The organism is Microbacterium zouquanmingi, from assembly GCF_052266675.1.
Taxonomy (GTDB): Bacteria; Actinomycetota; Actinomycetes; order Actinomycetales; family Microbacteriaceae; genus Microbacterium.
Window position 1 is genome coordinate 220,982 of the sequence record NZ_JBQPRA010000002.1, and the last position, 14,970, is coordinate 235,951.

At 66.1% G+C, this 14,970-nt stretch carries 12 protein-coding genes and 1 tRNA gene; 5 read left to right on the forward strand and 8 right to left on the reverse strand.

What is annotated here, in order from left to right; translation table 11 throughout:
• Positions 1-206: 206 nt before the first annotated feature.
• The 4 genes from ACTU6V_RS05115 to ACTU6V_RS05130 all read right to left on the reverse strand — a co-directional run bounded on the left by ACTU6V_RS05115 (position 207) and on the right by ACTU6V_RS05130 (position 3,741).
• Entirely contained in the window at positions 207-1,064 is an 858-nt protein-coding gene (locus ACTU6V_RS05115; protein ID WP_443475114.1) for a helix-turn-helix transcriptional regulator, read from the reverse strand.
• A gap of 66 nt (positions 1,065-1,130) precedes the next feature.
• Complete coding sequence (locus tag ACTU6V_RS05120; protein WP_443475115.1) at positions 1,131-2,360, reverse strand: cytochrome P450; 1,230 nt, start codon at positions 2,358-2,360, stop codon at positions 1,131-1,133.
• 14 nt (positions 2,361-2,374) lie between these two features.
• Complete coding sequence (locus ACTU6V_RS05125; protein WP_443475116.1) at positions 2,375-3,550, reverse strand: NAD(P)/FAD-dependent oxidoreductase; 1,176 nt, start codon at positions 3,548-3,550, stop codon at positions 2,375-2,377.
• Positions 3,547-3,741: a ferredoxin gene (locus ACTU6V_RS05130; RefSeq protein WP_443475117.1), complete on the reverse strand. Its 195-nt coding sequence runs from the start codon at positions 3,739-3,741 to the stop codon at positions 3,547-3,549. The genes ACTU6V_RS05125 and ACTU6V_RS05130 overlap by 4 nt, the downstream gene beginning before the upstream one ends.
• Before the next feature lie 244 nt (positions 3,742-3,985).
• On the opposite strand from ACTU6V_RS05130, the gene ACTU6V_RS05135 reads away from it, so the two are divergent.
• Positions 3,986-4,077: transfer RNA gene (locus ACTU6V_RS05135), tRNA-Ser, on the forward strand.
• Positions 4,078-4,253: 176 nt separating this feature from the next.
• On the opposite strand, the gene ACTU6V_RS05140 is transcribed toward ACTU6V_RS05135, so the two are convergent.
• Positions 4,254-4,718, reverse strand: a complete 465-nt coding sequence (locus ACTU6V_RS05140) for an integrase core domain-containing protein (RefSeq protein WP_443475118.1) — start codon at positions 4,716-4,718, stop codon at positions 4,254-4,256.
• Positions 4,719-4,886: 168 nt separating this feature from the next.
• Between ACTU6V_RS05140 and ACTU6V_RS05145 the strand changes: the two genes are divergently transcribed.
• Positions 4,887-5,873 (forward strand): aldo/keto reductase, encoded by a 987-nt coding sequence (locus ACTU6V_RS05145; RefSeq protein ID WP_443475119.1) that lies wholly within the window; start codon positions 4,887-4,889, stop codon positions 5,871-5,873.
• Between the two features lie 51 nt (positions 5,874-5,924).
• Here ACTU6V_RS05145 and ACTU6V_RS05150 read toward each other — a convergent pair whose 3' ends face one another.
• Positions 5,925-6,551 (reverse strand): TetR/AcrR family transcriptional regulator, encoded by a 627-nt coding sequence (locus ACTU6V_RS05150; RefSeq protein WP_443467606.1) that lies wholly within the window; start codon positions 6,549-6,551, stop codon positions 5,925-5,927.
• 83 nt (positions 6,552-6,634) lie between these two features.
• On the opposite strand from ACTU6V_RS05150, the gene ACTU6V_RS05155 reads away from it, so the two are divergent.
• From ACTU6V_RS05155 to ACTU6V_RS05165, 3 genes are read left to right on the forward strand one after another with little or no spacing between them, the layout of a single operon-like run.
• Entirely contained in the window at positions 6,635-9,055 is a 2,421-nt protein-coding gene (locus tag ACTU6V_RS05155) for a glycoside hydrolase family 3 C-terminal domain-containing protein (RefSeq protein WP_443475120.1), read from the forward strand.
• A gap of 37 nt (positions 9,056-9,092) precedes the next feature.
• Positions 9,093-11,837, forward strand: coding sequence for a glycoside hydrolase family 3 protein (locus tag ACTU6V_RS05160; RefSeq protein ID WP_443475121.1), 2,745 nt, complete (start codon positions 9,093-9,095; stop codon positions 11,835-11,837).
• A gap of 30 nt (positions 11,838-11,867) precedes the next feature.
• A complete protein-coding gene (locus tag ACTU6V_RS05165; protein WP_443467603.1) occupies positions 11,868-12,671 on the forward strand; it encodes a phosphatase PAP2 family protein in 804 nt (267 codons plus the stop codon).
• Here ACTU6V_RS05165 and ACTU6V_RS05170 read toward each other — a convergent pair.
• Both ACTU6V_RS05170 and ACTU6V_RS05175 read right to left on the reverse strand, forming a co-directional pair.
• Positions 12,643-13,638: a pirin family protein gene (locus ACTU6V_RS05170; RefSeq protein WP_443475122.1), complete on the reverse strand. Its 996-nt coding sequence runs from the start codon at positions 13,636-13,638 to the stop codon at positions 12,643-12,645. The genes ACTU6V_RS05165 and ACTU6V_RS05170 overlap by 29 nt on opposite strands.
• 147 nt (positions 13,639-13,785) lie before the next feature.
• Positions 13,786-14,952, reverse strand: coding sequence for a PIG-L deacetylase family protein (locus ACTU6V_RS05175; RefSeq protein ID WP_443475123.1), 1,167 nt, complete (start codon positions 14,950-14,952; stop codon positions 13,786-13,788).
• Positions 14,953-14,970 lie beyond the last annotated feature (18 nt).

Genomic DNA, 14,970 nt, shown 5'->3' on the forward strand with positions numbered 1-14,970 from the left:
GCGAGGGGACGACCAGGACGCCCAGCGCCAGGATGATGCCGGAGGAGAAGCCACGCAGACGCGTGCCGGGTGCGGGACGAGTCGTCACCTGGGGCATGCCCCCGATCTTAGGGGCTCAGGCGATCGCGGCGGCAGGCCGGAGCCTTGCGCTCCCACCCCGATCGTAGAGCGGTCGCCAGCGAGACGAAACCCGGCGGCATCCGCACTCAGGGCCGCAGCGTCGCGCGGGCGAACTGACTGGGCGCGACGCCGTAGGCGCGGCGGAAGGCGCGTGAGAAGTAGAGGGGATCCTGATAGCCGACGAGATGCGCGACCTCGCCGACGCGGAGGCCTGTACTGCGCAGCAGGCTCGCCGCTTCGCGCAGGCGCACGTGACGGATCCACGCCTGCATGGATTCACCGAGGTGGCGGGTGAACAGGCGCTGAGCGGTGGTCTCACTGCAGCGGGCGGCATCAGCCACCTGTGCGACCGTGAGCCGCTCGGCGATGTGATGACGCACGTACGTCATCATCAGTTCGAGTGAGCCCGGCAGCGTCGCCTGCTGCGCGTGGGTGTCGGCCCACGCGGAATTCTCCATGAGGATGAGCCGCCCGAGGTAACGGAAGTAGGTCTCATCGAACCCGCCCTCGCTGAGCTTCTCGATCGCCATCGTGCCGAACTCGGTGATACGCCGGGCCGAACTGTTCTGCATCGACGTCACCCCCGGCCGAAACGCCGCTGGATTGCCGCTGCGTGCCGGGTCTTCGAGCAGCGGGTCGCCCGGCAGATGCGCGACGCGCGGGATCACCGGGGTCGTTCTGGCGTGGCGGGGAACGACGTGGATCGTTCCGATGTGGAACGGACCGCGCCGATTCGCCCGGTACTCGACGTGGTGGTGCCACGGCATGCGCAACACGTGCTGAGCGTCGACCGTGAACTGTTGGCCGCCTACGCGGATCTCGCCCCCGCCACTGACGATCCACACGAACGATGTGCTCATCACGTGCGGGTTGACGATGCGCTCGCCCGATGAGAACCGGTACCAGTTCGCGCTCACCAGCACGGCGTTATCGTCGTCGGTCATCAGCACTCCGCCTGTCGTGGTGTTCAACGGCAATGCTAGTTCGACGGGGGCGAGCACCGTGCGTTCTCAGTCCTCCCCGAGTCGCACGAGAACGTGGCCGGCCTCGTAGACGGCGACGGGGTGCGCGAACGGCTGAGGCGTGAGCTGCTCTGCATCGACGAGTGCGAGATTCGGGAACGAGGCCAGGAGATCCGTGAGCGCCTCACGGATCTCGACGCGTGCGACCTGCTGTCCGATGCATCCGTGGATGCCGTGACCGAAGCCGAGGTGACCGAAGGCGTCACGCTCCACGTCGAATTCCTCGGGCTGCTCCCAGTGCTCGGGGTCGCGGTTCGCGGCCACCGGCGAGACCGACACGGACGTGCCTGCAGGGATCGTGGTGCCGTCGATCTCGACGTCTTCGAGTGCGGTGCGCGCGAAGAGGGTGACGAACATCGCGCCGACGCGCATGAACTCCTCGACCGCGGGGCGGATCTTCTCGGCGTCCGCCCGTAGGGTCCCCAGCTGCTCGGGGTTGGTGAGCAGGGCGACGGATGCTGTGGCGATGAGGTACGCCACGGAGTCGCGCCCGGCGCCCATCAGCAGACGCAGCAGGCCCTCGACCTCGATGCGGTCCAGGTCGGGGTTGTTCAGGAGGTCGGTGATGACGTCTTCGCCCGGATTGTTCTTGCGCTCTTCGAGCAGTGCCCGAATGAAGTCGTACTTCTGCTGTGCCGTCGACTCCTCCACGAACAGCGCCACGAAGGTCTCGTAGTGGTGCTCGGGGATGCCGATGACGTGGCAGTGCGTGCGTGCGGAGATTGGCTGGGCGTAGTCGCGCCACACGTCGATGTCGCGGTCGAGTGTGCGCAGGCGCTCGATCTCGCGGGCGATCATCGCCTGGATCCACGGTTCGCGTGAGCGTGCCTGACGCACAGAGAAGCGGGCGGTGACGGCGCGGCGCAGCTTCGAGTGCACCTCGCCGTCGAGGTTCAGAAGGTTCAGAGCGTCAGAGCGCTGGCCCGCCTCGTCGAGATCTCCGGCGGCCTCGAGTGGCACCGCGGCGCTGTCGCCGGAACCAGCGCCATCGGGGCCGACGGGCATGCGGCCGGGGCGCATGCTGAAGCGCGGGTCCTCGAGCACGCTGCGCACCGCGTCATAGCGGGTGGCGACGAGCCCCTCGTGCCCGTCCTGGAAGTCGAGGGGCACGAACGCGGCCTCGTCGCGCCACGCGGCGAGAGTGGGCGAAGGGGTGAGCGGGGTGCCGTCGCCGGGAAGCGAGCGGGCAACGAACGGGCATTGAGTGGCGGTCGTCATCGATCCATCTCTTTTCAGTGGTGAGGGGCGAGGTCGGGGGTGGGTAGTACGACAGAGGCGCGGGCGGTGCGGAACTCCCGCGGGGAGGCGTTCCAGCCGATCGCGCCGCGCACCTGGTCAGCGCCGTCGCGGCTCAGCAGCACGATGCCGCGAGCATCGGACGCGGCTGGTGCCGTGACGAGCGGGTGCTGCGGGCTGAACCAGCCGTAGGCGTTGATGCGGGTGCCGTGGATCTCCGACCAGAACAGGGGCACAGGCGACGGGCTCGTGGTGCCGTGCACGAGTCGGGTCGCGACGCTGATCGCCTGCTCGATCGCGTAGCTCTGGTGCTCGGCGCGCTGGTGCTGCCCGGTCGAGGGGTCCTGCCATGCGGCGACGTCGCCGATGGCCGAGATGCCGTGAGCTGCGACGCCGTCGATATCGCAGGCGACGCCTTGGGCGATATCGAGACCGGATGACGCGAGCCACTGGGTGCGGGGAATGCCGCCGATCATGGTGACGACCAGGTCGAACATGCGGGTCTCGCCGGTGTCGAAGGCGATCTCGGTCTCGTCACCGTCCGTGGTCGAGCTGATGACGTAGGCGTTGAGCATGAGTTCGACGCCGTTGTCGCGGTGGAGTTCGGCCAAGCGGTCGCTGAGCAGGGTGCCGACGCTGCCGAAGCTGAGGGCGCCGGACCGGCCGACGAGCAGCACCTCGGCGCCCTGCTTACGGGCGGCGCTGGCGATCTCAGAACCGAGGATCCCCGAGCCGATGACCGCGACGCGCGCCGAGCACGTGGCGGCGTCGCGAAGGCGCACCGCATCATCGAGAGTGCGCAGAGTCTGCGCGTCGGGCACCAGCGGGTGGCTGCGTGGGGCGGTGCCGGTGGCGATGATCAGCTCATCGAACGCAAGTGGGCCCTGCGTCGTCTGGACGATGCGGGCATCGATGTCGAGGGCTGTCGCCTCGCATCCGGTGCGCAGGTCGATATCGAGCGAGGCGAGCTCTTCCACCGTGCGGATCATCGCCTGGTCGGGCTCCCACGCGCCGTTGAGGATCTGCTTCGACAGCGGCGGGCGGTTGTACGGGGAGTGCGGCTCGTCGCCGACGAGCACGATCTCACCAGTGAAGCCCTCCTGGCGCAACGTCTCGGCTGCGGTCAGCCCGGCGATCGAGGCGCCGACGATGACGACGCGCGAAGCGGTCACTGCTCAGTGAGGGTGATGGCGCGTGCGGGGCACAGGCGAACGGCACGCTTCGCGGCATCGAGATCTGCACCCTGAGGATCGCTCTCGAGGAGGATCACTATGCCGTCGTCGTCCTGGTCGAACACGTCGGGTGCGACGAGAGCGCACTGTCCTGCACCAACGCAGGCGTCTGCCTGAACCGCAATGCTCATCGTTACTCCTTGAAGCTCATGTCACCCGTACCTTGTGCTGCTGGGTGCAATACGGTCAATTCAAACCGCTAAAGGCATGAAATTCCATGTTCAACGCACCCAGAACATGGACTAGACAGCCATCGATGTGTTCTGCCGTACGGGCTCACACGCTTCATGGAGGCCGTCGGATGCTGTGCGGTTCGTGACGACCGCTGAGACCGGTTATGATGGTATGACGCGTCCGCGCTTCGGCCGGATGCCTGGAGACGTCGCATAGTCAGGCCTAGTGCACCACCCTGCTAAGGTGGAGTCCTCTTACGGGGACCAGGGGTTCGAATCCCCTCGTCTCCGCCACGAAACCCCTGGTAAACAGGGGTTTTTGTTTTGTCTCCATTCGCATGCCAGAGCGTGCGTGGAGTGTGTGGAGAGTACTGAGTGCGAACCACGTGAATAGTCGGTTCGCGTACAACTTGCGAGTTGCGTGTGACCACCGGAAAATACCTCGTAGTACGGGGTGAATCGCCCCAGGTTTAGTGGAGGGCGAGTTCTCCCAGCGCCGGCTGGCTCTGGGAGTTCATCTCACGGTAGTACTCGTTCTCCTTCTCAACGGGCGTGAGGTATCCGACCGATGAGTGCAGCCGGTTCTCGTTGAACCAGTGCACCCAGGAGAGCGTGGCGAGTTCGAGTTCGAGGTCGCAGGCGCTGCGGAATGGGCCGTCGATCTTCACGCACTCGGTCTTGTAGAGGCCGACGACGCTCTCTGCGAGAGCATTGTCGTAACTGTCACCGACGGTCCCGATCGATGCGATCGCGCCGGCTTCCGCGAGCCGCTCGGTGTAGCGCAGAGCCGTGTATTGCGTCCCCGCATCGGAATGTTGAATGACTCCCGTGACGTCCTCGCCAGCCCGGTCCCGAACCCACAGCGACATCTCGAGCGCGTCCAGCGGCAGATCGGTGGCATAGGTCTCATCCTCTCGGGAATTCAGACCCTCCACGAGACCCGGGGCGATTCACCTGCTGATCGCATCCGCAGTCAGAGACGCAGACTGCGTTCGCTATGACGCGTACCGCGTCCTTTGATGAAGACTGCTCATCGGCGGATATCAGTACCGCGATCGAGCAGCCGGGCCGGCCTCACCCCGGTTCACCGTAGACTCGGCGCCATGCAACATCGCTCCCTGGGTCGCACTGGCCGCGACGTCTCCACCATCGGTCTCGGAACCTGGCAGCTCGGTGCTGATTGGGGTGAAGTGAGCGAAGCCGACGCCCGCGCAGTGCTCGATGCGAGTGCGGAAGCCGGAGTCACCTTCTTCGACACGGCCGACGTCTACGGTGACGGACGCAGCGAATCGATCATCGGACAGTGGCGACGCGATAACCCGGATGTCGAGTTGACCGTCGCCACCAAGATGGGGCGCCGCGAGGAGCAGATCCCGGCCAACTATGTGTACGAGAAGTTCCGTGGGTGGACCGATCGCAGTCGCCGCAACCTTGGCATCGACACGCTCGACCTCGTGCAGCTGCACTGCCCGCCGACCGCGGTGTACGCGGACGATGCTGTGTTCGACGCACTCGATCGCCTCGTCGAGGAGGGCGCCATCGCGAACTACGGCGTGAGCGTCGAGACGACTGCCGAAGCGCTCGCCGCGATCGCACGTCCCCGCGTCGCGACGGTGCAGATCATCCTCAATGCGTTCCGGTTGAAGCCGCTCGACGAGGTCCTTCCGGCAGCGCGCGAAGCCGGCGTCGGCATCATCACGCGAGTGCCGCTCGCGAGCGGACTTCTCTCTGGCCGCTACTCCCGCGACACGGTCTTCGCCGCGAACGATCACCGCACCTTCAACAGGCAGGGTGAGGCATTCGACCAGGGCGAGACCTTCTCCGGCGTCGACTACGACGAGGGCGTGGAAGCGGCGCACGAGTTCTCCACACTCGCCCGAGACGTCGGGCTCGAGCCGGCCACGGCCGCCCTCGCGTGGGTCGCGCAGCTCCCAGGCGTCTCGTCTGTGATTCCCGGTGCCCGCAGTGTCGCGCAGGCTCGATCGAACGCGGCGGCGGGCTCGGCACCGGACCTGGGCGAAGCCTTCACCGCGTCTGTGTGGGAGCTCTACGACCGCCGCTTCCGCGCCGCCGTCCACCCGCGCTGGTGACGGGGCAACCCCGTGAGTGCTGTCAGAGGGCCGCGATGATCGCGGCCCGGTTTAGCCGGTTGCGGTCGTCAGCCCGAATGCGTCACGCAGGCTCCGGTTGACGAGAGCCGGGACGTCCAGTTCGCCTGGGTGCAGCGCGTCATACAGTTGCAGACCGTCCCAGGTGGCGATGACGAGTGCCGCGCGCTCTTCGGCACGCAGACCGTCGTCGGGGAGTCCGAGCCGAGACCGCTGGCGTCGGATCATCAGGGTCAACACCGTGCGGATCCGATTGTGGCGGCGCTGCAGCGCGGCACGCGCCGGATGCCCTGGAGCTCCGGCTTCTGCGGTCAGGATCGAGAGCAGCTGCGTCAGGCCGGGCGTCGCCTGGTTGCTGGCCGCAGTCTGCGTGAACGCGTCGACAAGTGCATCCGCGGTGAGCTTGCGCGGCACAGCAGCGCGCAGCTGCTGTTGATCGTGCAATTCGATCACGGCGAGCAGTAGTGCCGTCTTGTTGCCGAAGTGGTGCAGCAGCGTTGAATGATCGACACCGGCCTCGCGGGCGATGCTGCGCAACGACGTTCCGTAGAAGCCGCGCTCGGCGAACGCGGTGGTGGCGCTCGCCACGATGGTCTTCTTCGTCGCACGGCCTGTCGCATAGCCGGCGGGAGAGGGCTCTGGATCCTCGAGGTCGGGCACGTCGTCCATAGTATTCGACGGCCAGGCGGAGCCTGTCGAACAAGTTCCACCAGGTGGTGGAACTTCGAGTAGACTCTCGTATCGTGTCCACACCTGACAGCATCCGAGGGCTACGCTCAGCGATGACGCTCGCCGAGAAGGCATCGCTGATGTCTGGCGCGAACTTCTGGAACACCAAGCCAGTTCCTCGCCTCGGCATCCCGTCGATCATGCTGACCGACGGCCCTCACGGACTGCGCAAGCAGGGCGGCGCTGCCGACCACCTGGGTCTCAACGACAGCCTTCCCGCGACCTGCTTCCCCCCGGCGGTCGCGCTGGCGACCAGTTGGGATGCATCGCTGCTCGCTCGTGTCGGTGCGGCGCTCGGCTCCGAGGCCGCGGCAGAGCGCGTGAGCGTTCTGCTCGGCCCGGGGCTGAACATCAAGCGCAATCCGCTGGCTGGTCGCAATTTCGAGTACTTCTCCGAGGATCCGCTGGTCGCAGGCAGGTTGGCTGCGGCACTCATCCGCGGCATCCAGTCGCGCGGCGTTGCGGCGAGTGCCAAGCACTTCGCGGTCAACAGTCAGGAGACGCATCGCATGAGCATCGACGAGATCGTCGATGAGCGGGCGCTGCACGAGATATACCTCGAAGGCTTCCGGATCGCTGTCGCCGAGGGCGACCCCTGGACGGTGATGAGCTCGTACAACCGGGTCAACGGCACCTACGCGAACGAGAATGTCAGCCTACTGCGCGATGTACTGCGCACGTCCTGGGGTTTCGACGGTCTTGTCGTGACGGACTGGGGCGGCAACAACGACCGGGTGGCGGGGCTGGTCGCCGGCAACGCGCTCGAGATGCCCTCGACCGACGGCGTGACCGACCGGGTGATCATCGCCGCTGTCGAGTCCGGAACCATCGATGAGAGCGTGCTCGATGACCGCGTCGAGGAGATGCTCCGACTGATCGAGCGCACCGCGCCCTCACCGGATGCGCCGGCAGCGGACTTGGACGCCCACCACGATCTCGCCGTCGAAGCAGCCGAGAACTCGCTCGTCCTGTTGCGCAACGAGAACGGCATCCTCCCGCTCGCGCCCGAGAGCGGGCGGATCGCGGTCATCGGCGACTTCGCCGCAGTGCCGCGGTATCAAGGATCCGGCAGTTCGCTCGTGAACCCGACGCGCGCCGAGACCGCACTCGACGCGCTGCGCGCGAGCGCTCTCGACGTCATCGGCTATGAACCCGGCTTCGCCCGACGAGACCGGCCTTCCGCGCGACGTCTTCGTCGGGCACTGCGGCTGGCTGCGCGTGCGGACCGAGTGCTGCTCTTTCTGGGACTGGATGAATCGGCCGAGGCCGAGGCCGTGGATCGCACCCACATGCGTCTCGCCGCGAATCAGCTGCAGCTGACGAGAGAGCTCATCGCGCTGAATGTACCCATCGTGGTGGTCCTTGCCGGCGGTGCTCCTGTCGAACTGCCGTTCGCGGACGAGGTCGACGCGATCCTGAACAGCTCTCTCGCCGGGCAAGGGGGCGGGCGTGCAGTGGTGCGCGTGCTCACCGGGCAGGTGAATCCCAGCGGCAAGCTCGCCGAGTCGTACCCGCTGCGGTACGCGGACGTTCCGTCTTCGGCAACGTTCGGGCGCACCGAAGCGACGAGTGAGCATCGCGAGAGCATCTACGTGGGCTATCGATACTTCGACAAGGCCGGGGTGTCCGTACGGTACCCATTCGGCCACGGGCTCAGCTACACGACGTTCGCCTATTCCGATCTCATCGTCGGCCCTGCAGCGGCCGACATCACCGTCACCAACACCGGAGAGGTGGCCGGTTCCGAGGTCGTGCAGCTGTACATCGAGGCCCCGGATGCTGCCGATGAGCGGTTCCGAGCGATACGCGAACTGCGCGGCTTCGCGAAGGTGGCGCTGCAGCCTGGAGAGATCAAGACGGTGCACATCGAGTATGCCGATCACGCGTTCGACATCTACGACCCCGTATCAGGCGCATGGCGCACAATCGGGGGCGAGTACACCGTGCTCGCGGCGGCATCGTCGAGGGACATCCGGTTGCGCGCATCGATCAGGGTGGAAGGCCAGGGTGATCTCGACCTCGCATCCGGACTCGAGCATTACCGCAGCGGTCACGTGGATCGGGTGACGGATGACGAGTTCCAGACCCTGCTGGGGCGTGAACTGCCACCGGCGACGTGGCAGTCGAACCGTCCGCTGACGCGCGACGACATCGTCGCGCAGACGAAGGGGCGCGGCGGGTTCGCGAGCGTCCTTTACAGCGTGATCGACCGCAGCAGCGATGTGCTGATGCTGCTGGGGAGGCCGCATGCCGCCAATAACACGCGGTTCGCTCTGGATCTGCCGTTTCGTTCCATAGCGCGGATGTCGGGCGGCGCAGTGAACGACGCGATGCTCGACGCATTGCTGGTGATGGTGAACGGACGATTCTGGCGCGGGGCGCGTCAGCTCTTCGCGGCGTGGCGAGCGCACCGGCGTGCGCGCCTGAGCGAATAGCAGCAGGACTTGCAGAGATTGTTGAAAGGGAAGCAACGTGGCAACTCGGAAAGAGATCAAGCAGGACGCGCTCGCGCGCGTGGCGGTCGAGCGGACCGAGCGGCGCGCCCGCCGCGCTGAGCTGGGAGCAATGTCTCCCGCCGACCGGAAGGCGGCGAAGGCGGCAGATCGTGCGGAAGCACGCGCGGCGAAGACGCAGGCGAAGATCGATCGCAAGGCGCACCGCGACGGGATGACGCGCGCCGAGCGACGGGAGGACAGACGTCGCGAGCGCGTCTACCGAAAGGTCGCGCACCGCCCACGACGCATCGTCGGGTGGAGCATCTTCGCTGTCGTCATCGTGGTGATCGGCGTGCTTGTGGCCCCGGTCATCAACGACGTCCAGCGGCTGACCTCGCTGCAGATCGACTCGTCCACACCGGAAGGGGTCGAGTCGCGCGAGTACGGCACCGAACTGGCGGGGCGCATCTCGGATGAAGGCATCGTGCTGCTCGAGAACGAGGGCGCACTGCCGCTCACCGATGCGAAGCTCAACGTGTTCAGTTTCGCATCCTTCAACCTGCGTTACGGCGGAGGCGGTTCCGGTGGCGCCGACCAGTCATCGGCCGTCACCCTCTACGACGCGCTCGAAGGGCAGGGGATCGAGTACAACTCCGAACTGTATGCCGCGATGGAAGATGCCGGCGCTGAGACCGAACAGGGCTCGCAGGGCTTCATCGAGCAGATGGTCGGTCTGTTCACCGGCAGCGGCAAGAAGACGGAGCCAGACCCCGATTACCTCACCGAGCCGGTGCTGGCCCAGGCGAAGGAATTCTCCGACACCGCGCTCGTCGTGATCGGGAACGATGGGGTCGAGGGGGCGGACTTCGCAGCCGATGAGCTGCGCGTGTCGGGTGGTCAAGAGGCACTGCTCGATGTCGTGACCGAGAGTTTCGACGACGTCATCGTCGTGATCAACTCCGGCAACCAGATGGAGCTCGGCTTCCTCGAGGAGTACCCGCAGATCACCGCGGCACTGTGGATCGGCACCCCCGGCCCGCAGGGCGCCGTGTCTCTCGCGATGGTCCTCGCGGGTGACGTGAATCCGTCTGGACATCTCACCGATACCTACGCCTATGACGTCGATAGTGCACCGGCGTCAGAGAACTTCGGCAACTTCCAATACGAGAACGCGTCCCGTGGACTGTACGAGTACGAGGAGGGCATCTACATCGGGTACCGCTACTACGAGACGCGGTACCAGGACGATGAGGCCGGATATCAGGCCGCCGTGCAGTATCCCTTCGGCTATGGACTCAGCTACACCGACTTCACTTGGCAGACCGCGGCGCCGGTCGTTGACGATGGCACGATCAGCGTCGATGTGACCGTGACGAACACCGGTGAGGTGGCGGGCAAAGACGTCGTCCAGGTCTACTACTCCGCCCCGTACACGCCAGGAGGCGTTGAGAAGTCCTCGATCGAGCTTGCGGGCTTCGCCAAGACGTCGATGCTCGAACCGGGTGCCTCGGAGGATGTGACGGTCACCTTCGCCGTGCGGGACATGGCTTCGTGGGATGCTGCGGACCGGGAGGCCTATGTCCTGGAGGCAGGCACCTACGAGATCACGGTGGGCACCGACGTGCACACTCCCGTGGGCACGTTCCCGATCGAGATCGCCGACACGGTGGTGTACGACACGGATGCTGCCACGGGAGCCGCTCTCGAGAATCGCTTCGAGTACGCCGACGGTGACCTGACCTACCTGTCGCGCAACGACTGGGAGGGCACGTATCCGGACGCCTCCGATGTCGAGACCACGGCATCCGACGAGCTGCTCGCATTCATGAACCCGACTTTCGAGGCGACCTCGGGCGAGGAGCCGACCTACGGCGCCGACAACGGACTGCAACTAGAAGACCTCGCAGGTCTCGACTACGACGATCCGACGTGGGAGTCGTTCCTCGACCAGTTCACCCGCGACGAGCTCACCGCGGTGTTCTCCAAGGGCGCGTACAAGACCGAGCCGGTCGAGCGCCTCGGGGTGCCGTCCGCGATCCTGCTGGACGGCCCTGCCGGCCTGAATTCGCTGTTCAGCTCATTGACCGCGGCGTCCTTCCCGACGGAGGTGGTCATCGCCTCGACGTGGAACGAGCAGCTGGCGCGCGAGATGGGTGAAGCGGTCGGTGCCGAAGCCAATGCCTACGGGGTACAGGGGTGGTACGCCCCGGGCATGAACCTGCACCGCACGCCATTCGGCGGTCGCAACTTCGAGTACTTCTCCGAGGACCCGCTGGTGTCCGGCAAGATGAGCGCGGCGATGGTCGCAGGTGCGCAGAGCAAGGACGTTCTCACGTTCATGAAGCACTTCGCGCTGAATGAGCAGGAGACCAACGCCCGCACCGGTGTGAACATCTTCGCTGACGAGCAGGCGATGCGCGAGCTCTACTTGCGACCGTTCGAGATCACCGTCAAGGAGGCAGATGCCTGGGGCGCGATGAGCTCATTCATCAACATCGGTGGACGATGGGCGGGTGGCAGCGAGCCGCTTCTGCAGGACGTCCTGCGCGGCGAATGGGGTTTTGATGGTGTCGTGTCATCGGACGCTGTGCTCGGCGGGTTCATGGACCCCGCGCTCGGCGTCCGGTACGGCAACGACCTGATGCTGGCGATGCTCGGCAACTCGACGGCAACGCAGGTGAACGCGGCCTACGACGATGACCCCGTCGGCGTCGGCAATGGGCTGCGCGACCGTGTGCATGCCGTGATGTTCGCACTGCTGCGAACCGATCTGTTCAACTGACGCGGCGTCGCGTCTGAAAAGGAGAATCCCATGGTCGACAATGTTGTCCCATCCATCGCCGAAACACAGCCGAAGGCGGCGCATGGACTTGTGGAGAAACGCCCGATCGCACTGCTGTGGTGGGCGGTCGGGCTGACTGCGGTGTTCATCGCGATGGGTATCATCGTGGCGCAAGACCCGCAGAATCCGCTCATGCAGCCCATCGATGACGCATGGCGGGCGGCGGTCGGAGTGTCGCCTGATGCGGCGATCTACCAGCAGCCGCTGGCGATGTTCTTCCAGTTGCTCGGCGAGGCCCCCGGCGCTGTGGCGATGGGGATTCTCCTGCCGCTCGGCCTCGTGATCTTTGGGCGCTGGCGGTCCGCGCTGTTCGTATTCGTCGCATGCCTCATGGGAATGGGCGTGTACTCGCAGGTGACGAAGAATCTCGTCAACCGACCGCGCCCCGCTGCCGACGAGGCAGCCGGACTGTTCGGGCCGCTGTTCGCCGTCGACCACGGTTCGTTCCCCTCCGGTCATGCGACCGCCGCCGGGGTGCTCGTCATCATCGTGTTGGCGCTGATCCCGCCGCGTCTTCGTCGCGTGCGCATCGGCTGGATCGTCATCAGTGCGTTGGTCATGATCGGCATGGCCTGGCAGCGCACACTAATCAACGCGCATTGGCTCTCTGACGCGGTCACCGGACTCCTCGCCGGTTCTGCTGCGGCACTCCTTGTGTGGTGGCTGTTCTGGCCATGGCTGCAGCGCGACTACGGCCGTGCGACGTGGCTGCGCCGCCCTCGAACGGCCGCGAGCATAGCTCCGACTACTCCCGCGGCTTCAGCCGCACCGTAGGCAGCGCGGGCGCGGGCAGCGGATCGCGCTGACCGGTGGGGAACTCTCCGAACAGCCTCGGTTTTCCGGCATCCATCGGATCCTCTGGTTCGAACCCCAGCTCGGACTGGTACCGGCGCCGGAACTCCACGATCTCCTCGTGCGAGCGTCCGATGAAGTTCCACCACATCACGATGCGCTCGCCGAGGGGCACACCGCCCAGAAGAATCACGCGCGCGCCTTCGGGGCCGGCGGTGAGCTGGAGCGTATCCGATCCGGTCGGCACGTAGGCGAGCGCGCGATGCACGAGCACCGTTCCGTTCACCGACACTGCACCTGACTCGGCCAATACGCCGTGTTCGAAATCCGTGCGCACGGTGAGAGCGACCTCCGTGCCAGGGGTGAGCACGAGCTCCGCGCCGAGAAGATCGGGCGTCCGCGTATCGACGGGAGCCGCGGCCCCCAGCAGCTCGCCGATGAAGACGCGCGCCGAGAGACCCGCTCGCGTGACGGCATCCGGTACGTAGTGGATGAACTCGTTGTCGCCGAACCTCGTCGATTCCGGCATCGCGTACCAGAGCTGCACGCCGCGGAGCGCGCGCGTCTCCGGCGTGCTGATCTCCGAGTGCGTGATCCCGCGCCCCGAGATCATCAGATTCAGCTCGCCGGGGCGCACTTCGGCGGCGTTGCCGCCGGAATCGAGATGGTCGATGCTTCCGGTGAACAGCCACGAGACCGTCGCCAGTCCAGTATGCGGATGCCGCGGTACCTCCATCCCGCCCGTGTCCGCGACATCGTCCGGACCGTAATGATCGAGGAAGCACCACGCACCGACGAACGAGCGCCCCTTCGACGGAAGCGTCCGGTACACGGTCATCGCCCGCGGCCCACCGAGCGGCACTTCGCGCGGCCCGAGGACCTCCACACCGACGCACGGTTCGCCGGAGGCGAGGATCTCCTCTTCGGGCTTCTTCTCGAGATTCGTCATCCGTACGCTCCGTTCTCGGCGTCAAGCCGACGGTGACACTCCCTAGTATCGCCGCGCGGGATGGATTTCGCCGCTCCTGCGCGCCGCTCAGACGCGAGAAGCATCCCGCGCGGCTGAATAGACGGGCGGCGGGACCGGGAAGCGCGGCTACGGGCGCACGAGCTCCGCGTGCGGGATCGTGTACTGGCGCAACAGCCACGCCCCGAAGAGCCTCACATTGGCGCAGGTGTCAGCCGTTGAGCAGCGGATCACCGGGTCATGTATCGCATAGGCGGCGAATGCGTCGAGCTTGCGCTGCAGGACATCACCGTCGAGGTTCTGGGGCCGGTCCGCGCTGGGGTAGCCCTGTGCGTAGATCACCCTCGCGGGGTCGATCTGTCCGGAATCCGCTGTTCCCATGACGATATCCCCGGTGACCTGATGATCGGGGTGGTCGCCGCTCGTGCCCTCGGCGCTGCCGGGCAGATGCGCCATCACCGTCACCGGCTGGTACGCGTTGTACAGCTCCACGACGGTGGAACTGATGCCGTCGATCGACACCGGGGTGCCGGCGTCGATCATGTGCAGTTCGCTGAGAGTGCCTGCGAGTAGCTTCGGCAGGCTCTCCCATCCGGTGGCTTCAAAGCCGCTGGCACCAAGACCACCGTCGGGGAGCCTGAGGAAGAACAGGGTGACGCGGGGATCGCCGATCGGACGGCTCATCGCCAGTGTGAGTCCGTTGACGAGCGTGACCGTGCGCTCCTCCCACTCCAGCGGTGCCCCGAGCAGAACGTCGTAGGAATCGCGGAGTCCGTCTTCGCGTCCGTACGCGTAATCCAGACCCTTGCCGGCATCCGACCCCGTCAGATACAGGTTGCGCACGCACTGACCAGCGTCGAGCGCCTGCGGAATCGTCGGGCTGCCGAAGATCAGGTCATCGTCGTAGTGCGCCCAGACGGTGAACAGCGTCCCCGCAGGGCACGGCGCATCGATGTACTGCATCGGCGACACGAAAGCGGGCGCGCCCTCACCGACAGCCACCACCGCTGCGATGTCACCGCACTGCAGGGTAGTCGCGAAGAACTCGACGGCATCCGCCTGCGGCTGCACGAGTGCGCGAAGGGTGTCTTCGGTGATCGCATCCGGACACTGCACGGTGGTGATCTGCGCCACCTGCTCGTCACTCAGATCATTGGGAGGGGGCGGCGGGGTGAGGACCGCGGTCGAGATCACTCTGCCGCCGGTGGCATCTGCTTCCGACGCAGAACTGCAGCCGCTCAAGGCGAGTGCGCCGAGCAGCGCAACTGCGCTCAATACCGCTGCGTATCGACGCATCTGGCCGTCCCTCGGATT

What these genes read in the sequence shown, in the direction of transcription:
- ACTU6V_RS05115 (WP_443475114.1), bottom strand. Translation starts at nt 1,064, where the DNA reads ATGACCGACGACGATAACGCCGTGCTGGTGAGCGCGAACTGGTACCGG.
- ACTU6V_RS05120 (WP_443475115.1), bottom strand. Translation starts at nt 2,360, where the DNA reads ATGACGACCGCCACTCAATGCCCGTTCGTTGCCCGCTCGCTTCCCGGC.
- ACTU6V_RS05130 (WP_443475117.1), bottom strand. Translation starts at nt 3,741, where the DNA reads ATGAGCATTGCGGTTCAGGCAGACGCCTGCGTTGGTGCAGGACAGTGC.
- ACTU6V_RS05145 (WP_443475119.1), top strand. Translation starts at nt 4,887, where the DNA reads ATGCAACATCGCTCCCTGGGTCGCACTGGCCGCGACGTCTCCACCATC.
- ACTU6V_RS05165 (WP_443467603.1), top strand. Translation starts at nt 11,868, where the DNA reads ATGGTCGACAATGTTGTCCCATCCATCGCCGAAACACAGCCGAAGGCG.
- ACTU6V_RS05170 (WP_443475122.1), bottom strand. Translation starts at nt 13,638, where the DNA reads ATGACGAATCTCGAGAAGAAGCCCGAAGAGGAGATCCTCGCCTCCGGC.
- ACTU6V_RS05175 (WP_443475123.1), bottom strand. Translation starts at nt 14,952, where the DNA reads ATGCGTCGATACGCAGCGGTATTGAGCGCAGTTGCGCTGCTCGGCGCA.